This window comes from Bacteroides zoogleoformans (assembly GCF_002998435.1).
In the GTDB taxonomy this organism is placed as follows: Bacteria; Bacteroidota; Bacteroidia; order Bacteroidales; family Bacteroidaceae; genus Bacteroides; species Bacteroides zoogleoformans.
Map to the genome: position 1 here is coordinate 2,826,334 of NZ_CP027231.1, position 12,882 is coordinate 2,839,215.

Below are 12,882 nucleotides of genomic sequence, written 5' to 3' on the forward strand. Positions count from 1 at the left end.
ATGGAAGATAAGAAAATAAGAGTCGGCATTACGCAAGGAGATATCAATGGAGTGGGGTATGAGGTGATTCTGAAGACTTTTGCGGAACCCGCTATGTTGGAGTTGTGCACTCCCATCGTATATGGTTCACCCAAAGTGGCTGCTTATCATCGTAAGTCATTGGATTTGCCTACCAACTTCAGTATCATCAACTCTGCACCCGAAGCTGTTCATAACCGATTGAGCATAGTGAACTGTACCGATGATGAGGTGAAGGTGGAATTTTCCAAGCCTGCCGCCGAAGCCGGTAAAGCTGCGTTTGGCGCATTGGAAAAAGCCATTGAGGAATATAAGAAGGGATGGATAGACGTACTTGTGACTGCTCCTATCAACAAGCATACCATTCAATCGGAAGAGTTTGCTTTCCCCGGACATACGGAATATATCGAGCAGAAACTGGGAAATGGTGAGAAGGCACTTATGATTCTGCTGAAAGATGATTTAAGAATGGCATTGGTCACCGGACACGTCCCGGTGAAAGAGATTGCCACCACCATCACGAAAGAGTTGATAGAGGAGAAACTGAGGATTTTCAATCAGTCCTTGAAGCGTGATTTTGCCCTCGATGCCCCCCGTATTGCCGTCCTGTCGCTCAATCCGCATGCAGGAGACAACGGTTTGCTGGGAACGGAGGAACAGGAAGTGATAGTTCCAGCCATTCGCGAGATGGCTGCCAAAGGCGTGTTTTGTTATGGGCCTTATCCGGCAGATGGATTCATGGGTTCGGATAATTATACTCATTTCGATGGCATTCTGGCAATGTATCATGATCAGGGGCTGGCTCCCTTCAAAGCGTTGGCTATGGACGAAGGGGTGAACTATACGGCGGGGTTGCCGGTGGTGCGTACTTCGCCGGCTCATGGCACGGCATATGATATTGCCGGAAAAGGGCTTGCTTCGGAAGATTCATTCCGACAAGCCATCTATGTGGCAATAGACGTATTCCGAAACCGTGAACGTGAGAATGCGATGTGTGCCAATCCGTTGCGTAAGCAATATCATGAGAAACGCGACGACAGTGACAAGCTGAAGCTTGATAGTGTAGAAGAGGATTTATAGCATGACGAAAGCAGAGATACAACAAGTGAAATTGCGTTTTGGCATCATTGGCAACAACGAAGTGCTGATGCGCGCCATTGACATTGCCATTCAAGTGGCGCCTACCGACTTGTCTGTATTGATTACCGGAGAGAGTGGGGTGGGAAAGGAAAGCTTTCCGCAGATTATCCATCAATACAGCCGGCGCAAACATGGACAATATATTGCCGTGAACTGTGGCGCCATTCCGGAAGGGACGATTGACTCCGAGCTGTTCGGACATGAGAAGGGGGCTTTTACCGGTGCCATTGGCGAGAGGAAGGGGTATTTCGGAGAAGCCAATGGCGGAACGATATTCCTTGACGAAGTAGGTGAACTGCCTTTGCCTACTCAGGCTCGATTGTTGCGCGTGCTCGAGAGCGGAGAGTTCATTAAGGTAGGATCTTCTAAAGTGGAGAAAACGGATGTGCGGATAGTCGCCGCCACCAATGTGAATCTGGCGCAAGCCATTGCCGATGGGCGTTTCCGCGAGGATTTATATTATCGTTTGAATACGGTTCCCGTTCAAGTTCCGCCGTTGCGCGAGCGTGGTGAAGATGTGGTACTGCTATTCCGCAAGTTTGCTTCGGATTTTGCGGAGAAATATCGTATGCCGCCCATTCAGTTGACGGAAGACGGCAAACAGATGTTGTTGGCATATCCGTGGCCGGGAAATGTGCGGCAGTTAAAGAACATCACCGAGCAGATCTCGATCATTGAAACCAATCGTGAAATCGATGCGTCTATCTTGAAAGGTTATCTGCCCGAACAAAACAATGTGCAACGTCTGCCTGCCTTGTTCGGGGTGAAAGAGAACAAGAGTTTCGGCAGTGAGAGGGAAATACTTTATCAGGTGCTGTTTGATATGCGTCAGGATGTGACCGAACTGAAGAAGCTGGTGCATGAGATCATGAGCGAGCGCGGGACGATGCCTAATTCTCCCGTAGCTGCTCCTGCTTACTATACATCGGGGACTCCGGCTGTGATGCCCCCGGCAACATCTGTTGTGCCCACCATAATACATCCTTCGGTGAAACCCGTATCTTCTGTAGATGACGACATTCTGGACACGGAAGAGTATGTGGAAGAGACGCTTTCGTTGGATGAAGTGGAGAAGGAAATGATACGCAAGGCGCTTGAAAGACGCCATGGGAAGCGTAAAAGTGCGGCTTTGGATTTGAATATTTCCGAGCGGACATTATACAGAAAGATAAAAGAGTATGGATTGGATTAAGAGAATGGCGTCTGCCGTATGGTTGACAAGCCTGTTGTTTCTGGTAAATTCATGTCAAATGAAGTTCGGCCTTGCGCCCATCAGCTCGATTGACTATACAAAGGTAAAAACGATTTCCATTGCCGACTTTCAGAATCGGGCGGAATATGTGTATGCGCCTTTGGCTACGGAGTTCAACCAAAGGATGAAAGACATGTTCATACAGCAGACTCGCCTGAAACTTGTCAATTCCGGCGGAGATCTTGATATAGACGGTGAAATAGTAGGCTATAACCAATATAACGAAGCGGTGGATGCCAGCGGTTACTCTTCGAAGGTGAAGGTGACGCTGACAGTCAATGTGCGTTATGTCAATAATACGAATCATGAAGAAGACTTTGAACAGAAGTTCTCGGCTTTTCAAACATACGATTCTTCGCGATTGCTCACAGAGGTGCAGGACCAGTTGATAGCTGTGATGACGAAGGATATTGTGGAACAAATCTTCAATGCGACTGTAGCTAACTGGTAGAATGGTGACTTTTACTCATTTACAGAAGTGGATTGAGCATCCGGATACATTGAACAGGGATACTTTGTACGAACTTCGCACATTGGTGGCCCGCTATCCTTATTTCCAGTCGCTCCGTTTACTGTATCTGAAAAATCTTTATCTGCTGCACGACATAAGCTTTGGGGTAGAACTGCGCAAGTCTGTATTGTATGTGGCAGACCGGCGTGTGTTGTTCTATCTCATAGAGGGTGAACGTTTCTCTTTGAAACCCGGTAAGGCGTCTTCTGCCTTCTCTGAGGAGTTGGAGAGAGAACCGAGTGTGGACCGTACTCTTTCTTTGATTGATGCCTTTCTAGCCACTATTCCCGAAGAACACTCTCAGAATACCGAGTTGGATTATACCCTGGATTATACTGCTTACTTGATGAAAGAAGACGCACCCTCCGAAAAACATTCGGAAAAGGAGACAGAGGTGCCTCTCTTGCGCGGGCATGATCTGATAGACGGGTTTATTCGTAAAAGTGAGTCGGAAAGTATGCTTTTGTCTGAGACCCAACCCTTTTCCCGGAGCGGTGAAGAGACAACGGGTGATGTGAGAGTGCCTTCCGACGGAAGTGGGGATTTTTCTGATAAAGCGGATGAGGAGGAAAAGAGTGAGGCAACTCTTGTATCGGATGAACCGGATGACAGCTGTTTTACAGAAACCTTGGCTAAAATCTATATCAAACAGAAGAGATATGACAAAGCACTCGAAATTATTAAAAAATTAAGTTTGAATTATCCAAAAAAAAATGCTTACTTTGCAGACCAAATCAGATTTTTGGAGAAATTGATTATTAACGCTAAATCGCAATAACAAAATGTACTTATTATTAATTATCTTTATGCTGATAGCATCTGTTTTGATGTGCTTCATTGTGTTGATTCAAAATTCTAAAGGAGGTGGTCTGGCGTCAGGCTTCTCATCATCCAATCAGATTATGGGTGTGCGCAAAACTACCGACTTCCTGGAAAAGGCAACTTGGACATTGGCAGGCGCAATGGTGGTTTTCAGTATTGTATCTGCATACACGATACCTTCTTCTTCCGGTAAGGGTGGCGATGTTATCATGGAACAGGCACAGCAGGAAGAAAAGACAAATCCTTATAATATGCCCGTGGGTACGGCAGCTCCTCAAGCCGAAGCTCCTGCTGCTGAAACTGATTCTGCGGCTAACTGATAATAGGGATTTTACCATTCTTTACATAAGAGGGTGTGTCCGAACGGTACACTCTCTTTTTGCGGAGCGCGGATTGCACAGGACAGCACGGATAGAAAAATAAGTTCGTGAATGCCGTGTGATTCGCGCCCTCTTTTATAAAGAGAGGCGATCAGGATTCAGCTTTTAATTATTAACTTTATAGCAATACAAGAAAAATGACTACTACAGACAAAATTCATCAGACATTGCGCGATTCGGCAGGAATGCGCTGGATGGTATTACTGTTTTTGGCTTTTGCCATGTTTTGTTCATACATCTTTATGGACATTCTATCACCTATCAAGGATTTGATGCAATCTACTCGTGGATGGGACTCTACGGCATTCGGCACGATGCAAGGCTCTGAAACGTTTCTCAATGTATTTGTCTTTTTTCTTATTTTTGCGGGTATCATCCTCGATAAAATGGGGGTACGTTTCACCGCGTTGCTTTCGGGTGTAGTGATGCTGATCGGTGCTACTATCAACTGGTATGCGGTGACCGATACTTTTCAGGGAAGCGGGTTGGAAGCCTGGTTCAATAATCACTTGAACTACATCCCCGTTTTTGACGAGTTAGGAATCTCACCCTTTTATAGAGGTATGCCTGCATCGGCTAAGTTTGCCGCGGTAGGTTTCATGATTTTCGGTTGCGGCGTGGAAATGGCCGGAATCACGGTTTCACGAGGCATCGTAAAATGGTTTAAGGGACGCGAGATGGCACTTGCCATGGGCTCGGAGATGGCACTTGCCCGTTTGGGAGTGGCCACTTGTATGATATTCTCTCCCATGTTTGCCAAATTGGGCGGGGTGATAGATGTATCGCGCTCGGTGGCATTTGGCGTTGTCTTGCTGTTTATTGCACTCATCATGTTCATTGTCTATTTCTTTATGGATAAAAAACTTGACGAGCAGACCGGCGAGGCGGAAGAAAAAGACGACCCCTTTAAGATCAGCGATCTTGGTACGATTCTTTCCAGCGGAGGTTTCTGGGTAGTGGCTCTTTTGTGTGTACTCTATTATTCTGCCATTTTCCCTTTCCAGAAATATGCAGTGAACATGTTGCAATGTAACTTGGTGTTTACAGAAGTTTCTCCTGACTCTTTCTGGGCTACCAATACTGTGACGATTATTCAGTATGGCATCATGCTGGTGGTGGCAGCGGCGGCTTTTGCAAGCAACTTCTCAAAGAAAACCGGCATGAAGTATGGCCTGTTGGTGGTGGCAGGTGTGGCATTGGTGCTATTCTGCTACATGGGTTATATGCGTCAGAGTGCTGAAACGGTGTTTGCGGTATTTCCTTTGCTGGCCGTCGGTATCACGCCGATATTGGGTAATTACGTAGATCATAAAGGTAAGGCTGCTTCTATGCTCGTGATAGGATCTGTATTGCTGATTTTATGCCATTTGACCTTTGCGTTTGTGCTTCCGTTGTTCAAAGATAGTGCAGTGGGTGGTATATTCATAGCTTATCTCACGATTCTTGTACTCGGAGCCAGTTTCTCGTTGGTACCGGCTTCTTTATGGCCCAGTGTGCCCAAACTGGTTGACGCTAAGATTATAGGAAGTGCGTATGCCCTGATTTTCTGGATTCAGAATATAGGCTTGTGGCTTTTCCCATTGCTGATAGGCAAGGTGCTTGACAAAACCAATCCGCAGTTGGTGGAAGATTTGAGGAATGGTATCATTACGCCTGAAGAAGCAGCTGTGTCGTATGATTATACGGCTCCATTGGTGATGTTGGCATGTCTGGGTGTTGCTGCCTTGGTTCTGGGTTTTGTTCTGAAAGTGGTGGATAGAAAGAAAGGCCTCGGATTGGAAGAACCTAATATTAAAGAATAAGAGCAAGTGAATATAAAAGCGCATCAAGGAAAGAGTTGTCTGTTGATGCAGTACGCTGAGAACATATAATGACCGAGTGGGAAGGTGAGTGTGACGTGCTCACCTTCCCACTCGGCTTAAAGAGGGATGGATGCGTGGCTTCTTATTAAGTCTTGAATTGACTTATTCCCTATCTACTTTTATCAGTCTTCCTGTTGCTGTGTCGAACAGTACTTTAATCGTTGATTTTTTATTGAATAATACCGGTGCAAGATATTCTACTGTGCCGAATTGGGTGACAGAGAGTGATTCGTCCAGCAGTTTCTGGTTGTTGTATATGAGGGTTAGTTGTGCTTTGCCCGGAAGATTGTAGGCTATGCCATCCACTTTCTTTTTGCTATCCTCGGTTGCGGAGATATCCGGAGTCTTGAGGTTGGTAATGGTGAGATAATACGGCTCGCCGGCTAAATCTGTGTCGGCTACTACTCCTAATTTCTTGGAAAAGCGGAAAGCAACTACGTTTTGCATTTCCTCGGGTGTCAGGCGGATGACAATTGTTTTGGACTCTTCTTTCACTTTGCCAGAGAACATCTCTGTCATGGCACGTTCCTGCTGGTTCAGGTTATCAAGCATGAGCTTGAGTTGGGCACCGTCCTTGGGCATGTTGTCTGCTTCACCACGTAGCAGGGCATTTTTGCTCTCGCGTATGCTGTAAATTTCTTTGGCAACCAATTCGGCCATTTTGGCGCTGGAATTTGACATCAGAATTTCTTCCGTCAGGAAACTACGTGGGTCAATTCTGACTTCAGGTGTCGTTACTTCAGGTGTCTTAGTGTTTTGTCGGCCGCTGAAAGGTATATTGATGGAGCGGACAATGCCCTCTTCTGTGAGTTCCATGAGGGGAGCCACGGTCTTGTCTTTCATCTTTACAAAATAGACATTATCCTTGTCCGGAAGACCGATTACACGGCTTTCTACCTTGTCCAATGTCCAATATGTTTCCTGTTCGGCGGATACGTTGTTTAGACGCAGGTAGCGGTCTGCATATTTGCAAAACTCTCCGGGAGTATAGCTGTGTTTGGTGGTTTGTAATACAATTTCTATTTCCGTTTTGGGCAACAGATAGGTCACCCCGTAATCTTTGCCACGCATTACACCGGTCGTAACTTCTGTTTGAGCCACGGAGGTAGCAGCCGATAGCAGAGCAGAAAATATCAATACATTTTTCTTCATAAATACATACGTTCGTTTAGATAACCCTTTGTTAAGGAACAAAGTTAATCAAGATATCGTTGTCTGAGCATGGTTTAGGGATTATTAACCGAATGGATGAATTGTATACACACGGGCTTATCCAATATGATATCCTGATGAGTATTGCTCAGCAACCCGGAATGTTCGTCACGTTGAAACACCTGGATGATATTGCTGTCACGGCAGGCAACGAGCAGAAATTTTCCATTAGGAGTGATGTTGAAGTTACGTGGGTGGATGCCTGTTTGCTGATACCCGACTTTGGCTAAGTTTCCATTTTGGGGATTAACGGAGAATATGGCAATGCCGTCTCCCTTCAGGCGGTTGCTGGCATAGAGATACTTGCCGTCCGGACTGAGGTGTATGTCTGCGCTTCCGCGGGCGGCCATTGTATCGGCAGTGATGGTTTGTATCTGATTAAGACGACCGTCGTCATAGCTGAAGGCAATGACCTTACCTGACAACTCGGTGATGAGATAGGCATATTTCCCGTTGGGACTGAAAGTCAGGTGGCGCGGCCCGGAGCCGGATTCAATGTCTGTTGCTTTCATTGAAGGGTGAGGAGTGGCGGCATTGGGGTGCAGGACAAAGCGAAGAATGCGATCGGCACTGAAGTCGGTGGCAAAGACATATTTTCCGTCTGGTGAGAAGACTGCACAGTGGATGTGCGGAGTGCCTTGGCGTATGGGGTCGGAACCAGTAGCCGCACCTTCAAAGAGTGTATCTACAGGTGCCGGCCTTCCATCTTTAAGTAAGGAGAATACAGACATGTTTCCACCACTATAGTTGGCCGTCAGCACCTTGCTTCCATTTGTAGCCACATAGCAGGGATCGCCTCCCAGCGTGAGTTCTGTGCTTAGCAGGTGCATACTTCCCGTTTCTTTATCGAAAGACAAGGTGTTGAGGGCGGCTGTGTTGTCGTTCATTTCGCTTACGGCATAGACCAGTTTCCCATCTTCAGATGGAGTAAGGTAGGAGGGATTATCCAATTCTACTGAATCGAGCAGAGTGGCTCTGCCTGTTTCTTGATTGAAGCGAAAGGTGTAGATGCCTTTGCTTGTGCCATTGGTATAAGTTCCCACCAGCATGGCGAGTTCATCCTGATTGTTGTTGCTTGCCTTCTTTGGTGTGCAAGCGGTGATGCTTAATCCGAGCATACAGAAAAGAAATGTTTTCATTGAGTAGCTGTTAAATAATGACGAGAAATTCCTCCATCGGACTGTGTGAGAACCGATAGAGGTGTACAATATTAGGTATTTAAAATGATAAATGCAAATGCTTGGTGTGTAAGAGTAGGCGGGGAATTGAATTTTATTTCCGACGTATGGCCCAACGCCTTACTATAACTTAGGCATGGACTACGCTCATTGCACGAATTCTCTTAATGAATGCCGCATTGATACGTGACGACCATGCCTAAGTTATAGTAAAGTGTTTTTAAAAGTGACACACTTATAAAAACACTTTTGCAGTAAGGCTCTTTCGGATGTCTTTTAGTGCCACAACATATTTCCTGTTATCGGTTTGAATTCCGTCTCATCGCTTCGGCGAAGCTTTATGCTTCCATCGTTCCAGTTGGAAGGCCATCCGCCAATAATATGTCCCAGAAATACAGCCTTCAGTTTATGAAGCCCCTTGGCTAAAGCAATAGAGGTGTCTTTACGAGAATGACGTTTAACTTCACCGCTATTGTTTATTAACAGCTTATCGTCTAACCGGACTTCTTCTAAGTCGGACGAAAGGAAATAGACCCCATCGACAGGAATTTCCAGAAAACCGGTGGTCACGGCTGCATATTGCTTGACGCTGCGCATCGACTCATCATACTTCTCCTGGGAAGTCAATTCGTTGAGTTGCTTTATTTCTTTTATAACATCGGGAGTTTTAGCGGCAACATTCAGTTCATTTACATTGAGATAGTAACCGTAAGTCATTTCTACAGTCAATCCTTGTTTTAGATTTTCGGCTCTAATGGCAGGCATCGGTGTCTGTTTCTCAATGAGGATAGTACGCACTCTACTCAACTTGCCCGAAGGCAATAAAGTGGCGATTTTCAGTGTTCCGTTTGTACTGAAGCTGATGGGGCTTTCATAACGGGCTGATCGGGCTGTTGGTTCGGTACCATCTGTGGTATAAACCATGTCATATGAGCGAGTGTTGGTGAATTCTAATGTTGTACTTTCGTCCGTGAAAGCCACGTAGTCACACGAGCCGCCGGGCTGTTCGGGCAGGGGAATGTGATAGTTGATGTCGTGTGCGTCCAAACGAACGAGGGCATTGTTCAGTCTGCGTTCAAAGTCTTTGTAGTCCTTGCATGCTTGTTGTGTCCATGCTGTTTCACTCAAAGCTATGCATCTGGGGAAAGTCTGATATTCCCGCAGGTCGTTGGTGTACAGGTATTCGCTCCATACGTTTGCTTGCGTACCAATGATGTGATGGCCTTTACCAATAGTTGTCAGCGTATCCGGCACAGGATTGTAGTTGTATACTTTTTCCAGGGAGGAATATCCGCCTATGGCTATAGGTTCAATTTTGGGGTCTCCTTGATAAAAGTCGAGATACAATCCGTTGGAGCCGGGAGACATGATGGCATCGTGTCCTTTCAGAGCAGCTTCTATTCCCCCTTTCTCGCCTCTCCATGACATGATGGTGGCACTGGGGGCGGGAGTTCCCTCCAATATCTCATCCCATCCTATGATTCTTTTTCCATATCGGGCAAGATATTTCTCTATGCGTGTCACTACGTAGGTCTGCAACAACTCTTCGGCAGTGTGATTGGCGTTTGCTTTCAGACCCTCTTCCTTGATACGTTTTTGGCACAGCGGACATGTTTTCCAACTACTTTTGGGACATTCATCACCACCGATGTGGAAGTAGTCACTCGGAAACAGTGTGACCATTTCGTCAATCACGTCCTCCAAAAAGGTGAATACACTCTCCTTGCCCGGACACATCACGATGTCTTCTACTCCCCAAATGACGCGTGGGGTGATAGGCTCTCCTTTGCAAGATAATTCCGGATAGGCTGCAATGGCGGCCAACTCATGTCCGGGAATCTCCAGCTCGGGGATGATGGTGATGAAACGTTCCTCGGCATATTGTACGATGTCTCTTACTTCGTCTTGTGTATAAAAGAAAGGACCGTATTCCGTGCCTTCTCCTTCCATACGTTTTCCACCTATTTCCGTCAGTTTGGGGTATTTTTTGATTTCAATGCGCCAAGCTTGATCTTCTGTAAGGTGCCAATGGAGGCGGTTGATTTTGAACATGGCAGATACGTCTATCAGCTTTTTCATCTCTGCTACCGTCATAAAGTGTCGGCAGGGGTCTACGTGTATGCCTCGATAACCGAAACGCGGTGCATCGGTGATAGTTACGGAGGGAGCCGTCCAAGCTATGTCCTTTACTTTTTCCTTGCTTTCTATCTCCGCAGGAAGTAGTTGCATGAAACTTTGCATGCCGTAGAACAAACCTTGTGGAGTGTGTGCGGCCACTACCACAGAATCAGGGGTAACGTCCAAGCGATAGCCTTCGTTTCCCATTGTGGTATCTGCATTGATTTTCAACATGATTCTGCCTTTATCCTCCACGGTAATTTCGTATCCGGTTGATTGCTTCATTTTATTGGCAAAATAGTGGGCTACTGCCTGGCTTTCGGGAGTGAGGGTACCCAGAGAAGTTCGGTCGGTCAGAGTGAAGAGGCCTTTCTGCTCTGTTAGAGATTGTGGCATTGGAATGATATTAATGCCTTTGTTGTAAGTTTTTAAAGTGCCCGGATTACTCTCGCACGAGATAGCGAGTATGAATAGACCTACGGTGCACAATGATATTATATTCTTTCTTAAATTCATGATAGGAGTGTTTTAGTTGTTGGTAAAATGTTGTGAGAAAAGAAAGGCCGGACAGGGGAATTCAGGGGATTCCTTATCCGGCCGGAAGGTGTTGAGTTAATAACTATTGATCAAGGAATTTCAGTAGTTCTTCTTCTTTTCTTCTTTCTCAAAATATATGTCAACGCTTCAGGTTGGGGTTCTTCTCCACTTCCGTGGGTGGATAGTTGTGATAGATGGAAGCCTCATTTCTCCAAGGGGCGCTTACAGCCATTTCCTCTTTTACAACCACATCGGCTTTCAGCTTATAAGTGAACGGTTTACCATCTGCATCCACGCTATTGGTTAGTGTGCCGGCCGGTACAAGGACGTCACTCTGTGCTCCCGAACGGTAAGCGTGGTTCTCTTGCAGTCGGTTCATGCGGAACTCATCGGCACGTCGGGTAACCATTCCCAGCACATAGCCTGCCACTTCATAACCATGCTCTTGGTATGCGGCTTCGGCCAGTTGTTTTGCATCCATTGCATCTACTGCGGCAACTGCTGCTTGGTTGCTGTATGCGCGTTGACGTACTTGTTTCAAAGCGGCTTTGGCTGCGGCCAAATCACCTCCTGAGCGTGCGGCAGACTCGGCATACCAAAGAAGTACCTCGGAATAACGAATCAAATGATGACGTTTGTTGAGACACATGCCACCCCAGACCGGCTTGGTGTAGTCAAACGGAGCTGCGACAGGTGCGCCGGAGGCATCTTTGTTCACCGAGAAAGCTACGAACATCGGACGGAAATCGGGAGCAGCGACATTCTTTCCATTGTATGCTTCACCGTCGGTGGTAGCCCACCAGTCTACCGGCACATTGTTATTCAACAGAATCTGCTTAGAGTATGTGGCGTCTTTACGAGGGCCGTCGGGATAATTTTTCCAATAGCGACGCTCGGCTAGAAAATCTCCCCAGCCACTCCATAGCTTGCCTGACTGATGACAGGAAGAGAGTTGTGAGTCTCCTTCGCTCCAACCACCGGGAATGCTGTTATAGTCGATACCGAGCAGTGTTTCGAAATGCTGATTATTTCCGTAAGAGTATATATCGGCATAGTTTGAGAGTAATCCATGCGGATATTTTCCACTGTTCACGCCATCTATTACTTCTTTAGCTTTGGTTGCTGCGGTAGCATAAAGTTCGTTCTTGTTTAGCGGATAGCCGGCCATAGCCATATATACAGCCGCCTGCGTGGCTTTCACCGTCTGGGCTGAAACATAGATGTTCTGTCCGTTGATGGAACGGTTGGCAACCGTATATTTTGCGGGCAGATTGCATTTTTCGGCTGTGGCGAGGTCCTCTAATATCAGTGCGTACACATTCTCCACAGTGGTGAGGGGGGTGGTATTGTTGTCTGGTGTGTTGTGCAGGTTGATGGGAAGTGCTCCGAATACACGTACTAAGCTAAAATAAGAGAAAGCACGCCAATAATGGGCTTGACCCAATGCGATGTTTATTTCCTCTTGGCTCGTTTTGGCGCTGCTTGCATTGTCCACAATAAGATTGGCAGCCTGAATAATGGTATATAGGCGATTCCAACAATCTCTTAATCCTTTTACATCAGAGGGGTCTTCGAATGCGTCTGCCGAGAGATAGGCTGCTTTGTTAGAACCCGTAGTAGACGTCACATCGTCGCCCTGACACTGTACGATCATCGGATTGGAGTTACATTGAAACGCTTGTACCTTGGCATACAAAGCGTAGACGCTCATGTCCAGTTCGGCTTGGTTGGAGAAGAAATTCTCGGGGGTGAGCTTCCCTTGTGGGTTCTCGGTCAGGAAGTCGCTGCAAGAAGTTGTCACCAGTATGGATGCTGCAAGAATGCATCCTGATAATATTCTTTTTTTCATAAT

The 12,882-nt window shown here is 46.5% G+C and carries 10 protein-coding genes; 6 read left to right on the top strand and 4 right to left on the bottom strand.

Annotated features, from left to right (window positions below):
• From pdxA to C4H11_RS11810, 6 genes are all read left to right on the top strand, one after another.
• Positions 1-1,098 carry a 4-hydroxythreonine-4-phosphate dehydrogenase PdxA gene (gene pdxA, locus C4H11_RS11785; protein WP_106042278.1) on the top strand — a complete coding sequence of 366 codons (1,098 nt, stop codon included), beginning with the start codon at positions 1-3 and terminating at the stop codon, positions 1,096-1,098.
• Position 1,099: 1 nt separating this feature from the next.
• Positions 1,100-2,350, top strand: coding sequence for a sigma-54 interaction domain-containing protein (locus tag C4H11_RS11790; RefSeq protein WP_106042280.1), 1,251 nt, complete (start codon positions 1,100-1,102; stop codon positions 2,348-2,350).
• Positions 2,337-2,861 (top strand): LptE family protein, encoded by a 525-nt coding sequence (locus C4H11_RS11795; RefSeq protein ID WP_106042282.1) that lies wholly within the window; start codon positions 2,337-2,339, stop codon positions 2,859-2,861. The genes C4H11_RS11790 and C4H11_RS11795 overlap by 14 nt, the downstream gene beginning before the upstream one ends.
• A gap of 4 nt (positions 2,862-2,865) precedes the next feature.
• Complete coding sequence (locus tag C4H11_RS11800) at positions 2,866-3,699, top strand: tetratricopeptide repeat protein (RefSeq protein WP_106043390.1); 834 nt, start codon at positions 2,866-2,868, stop codon at positions 3,697-3,699.
• A 4-nt stretch (positions 3,700-3,703) separates the two neighbouring features.
• Positions 3,704-4,063 carry a preprotein translocase subunit SecG gene (gene secG, locus C4H11_RS11805; RefSeq protein ID WP_106042285.1) on the top strand — a complete coding sequence of 120 codons (360 nt, stop codon included), beginning with the start codon at positions 3,704-3,706 and terminating at the stop codon, positions 4,061-4,063.
• A gap of 197 nt (positions 4,064-4,260) precedes the next feature.
• Positions 4,261-5,925 (top strand): MFS transporter, encoded by a 1,665-nt coding sequence (locus C4H11_RS11810; protein WP_106042287.1) that lies wholly within the window; start codon positions 4,261-4,263, stop codon positions 5,923-5,925.
• A gap of 162 nt (positions 5,926-6,087) precedes the next feature.
• Here C4H11_RS11810 and C4H11_RS11815 read toward each other — a convergent pair whose 3' ends face one another.
• The 4 genes from C4H11_RS11815 to C4H11_RS11830 form a co-directional block, all read right to left on the bottom strand.
• Positions 6,088-7,137, bottom strand: coding sequence for a DUF4831 family protein (locus tag C4H11_RS11815; protein ID WP_106042289.1), 1,050 nt, complete (start codon positions 7,135-7,137; stop codon positions 6,088-6,090).
• 74 nt (positions 7,138-7,211) lie between these two features.
• Positions 7,212-8,336, bottom strand: coding sequence for a lactonase family protein (locus C4H11_RS11820; protein ID WP_106042291.1), 1,125 nt, complete (start codon positions 8,334-8,336; stop codon positions 7,212-7,214).
• 315 nt (positions 8,337-8,651) lie between these two features.
• Positions 8,652-11,009 (bottom strand): family 20 glycosylhydrolase, encoded by a 2,358-nt coding sequence (locus C4H11_RS11825; protein WP_106042293.1) that lies wholly within the window; start codon positions 11,007-11,009, stop codon positions 8,652-8,654.
• Positions 11,010-11,169: 160 nt separating this feature from the next.
• Positions 11,170-12,879, bottom strand: a complete 1,710-nt coding sequence (locus tag C4H11_RS11830) for a RagB/SusD family nutrient uptake outer membrane protein (RefSeq protein ID WP_106042296.1) — start codon at positions 12,877-12,879, stop codon at positions 11,170-11,172.
• Between the last annotated feature and the right edge of the window lie 3 nt (positions 12,880-12,882).

Coding starts and splice junctions, on each gene's coding strand:
- pdxA (WP_106042278.1), top strand. CDS start 1: ATGGAAGATAAGAAAATAAGAGTCGGCATTACGCAAGGAGATATCAAT.
- C4H11_RS11790 (WP_106042280.1), top strand. CDS start 1,100: ATGACGAAAGCAGAGATACAACAAGTGAAATTGCGTTTTGGCATCATT.
- C4H11_RS11795 (WP_106042282.1), top strand. CDS start 2,337: ATGGATTGGATTAAGAGAATGGCGTCTGCCGTATGGTTGACAAGCCTG.
- secG (WP_106042285.1), top strand. CDS start 3,704: ATGTACTTATTATTAATTATCTTTATGCTGATAGCATCTGTTTTGATG.
- C4H11_RS11810 (WP_106042287.1), top strand. CDS start 4,261: ATGACTACTACAGACAAAATTCATCAGACATTGCGCGATTCGGCAGGA.
- C4H11_RS11815 (WP_106042289.1), bottom strand. CDS start 7,137: ATGAAGAAAAATGTATTGATATTTTCTGCTCTGCTATCGGCTGCTACC.
- C4H11_RS11820 (WP_106042291.1), bottom strand. CDS start 8,336: ATGAAAACATTTCTTTTCTGTATGCTCGGATTAAGCATCACCGCTTGC.
- C4H11_RS11825 (WP_106042293.1), bottom strand. CDS start 11,009: ATGAATTTAAGAAAGAATATAATATCATTGTGCACCGTAGGTCTATTC.
- C4H11_RS11830 (WP_106042296.1), bottom strand. CDS start 12,879: ATGAAAAAAAGAATATTATCAGGATGCATTCTTGCAGCATCCATACTG.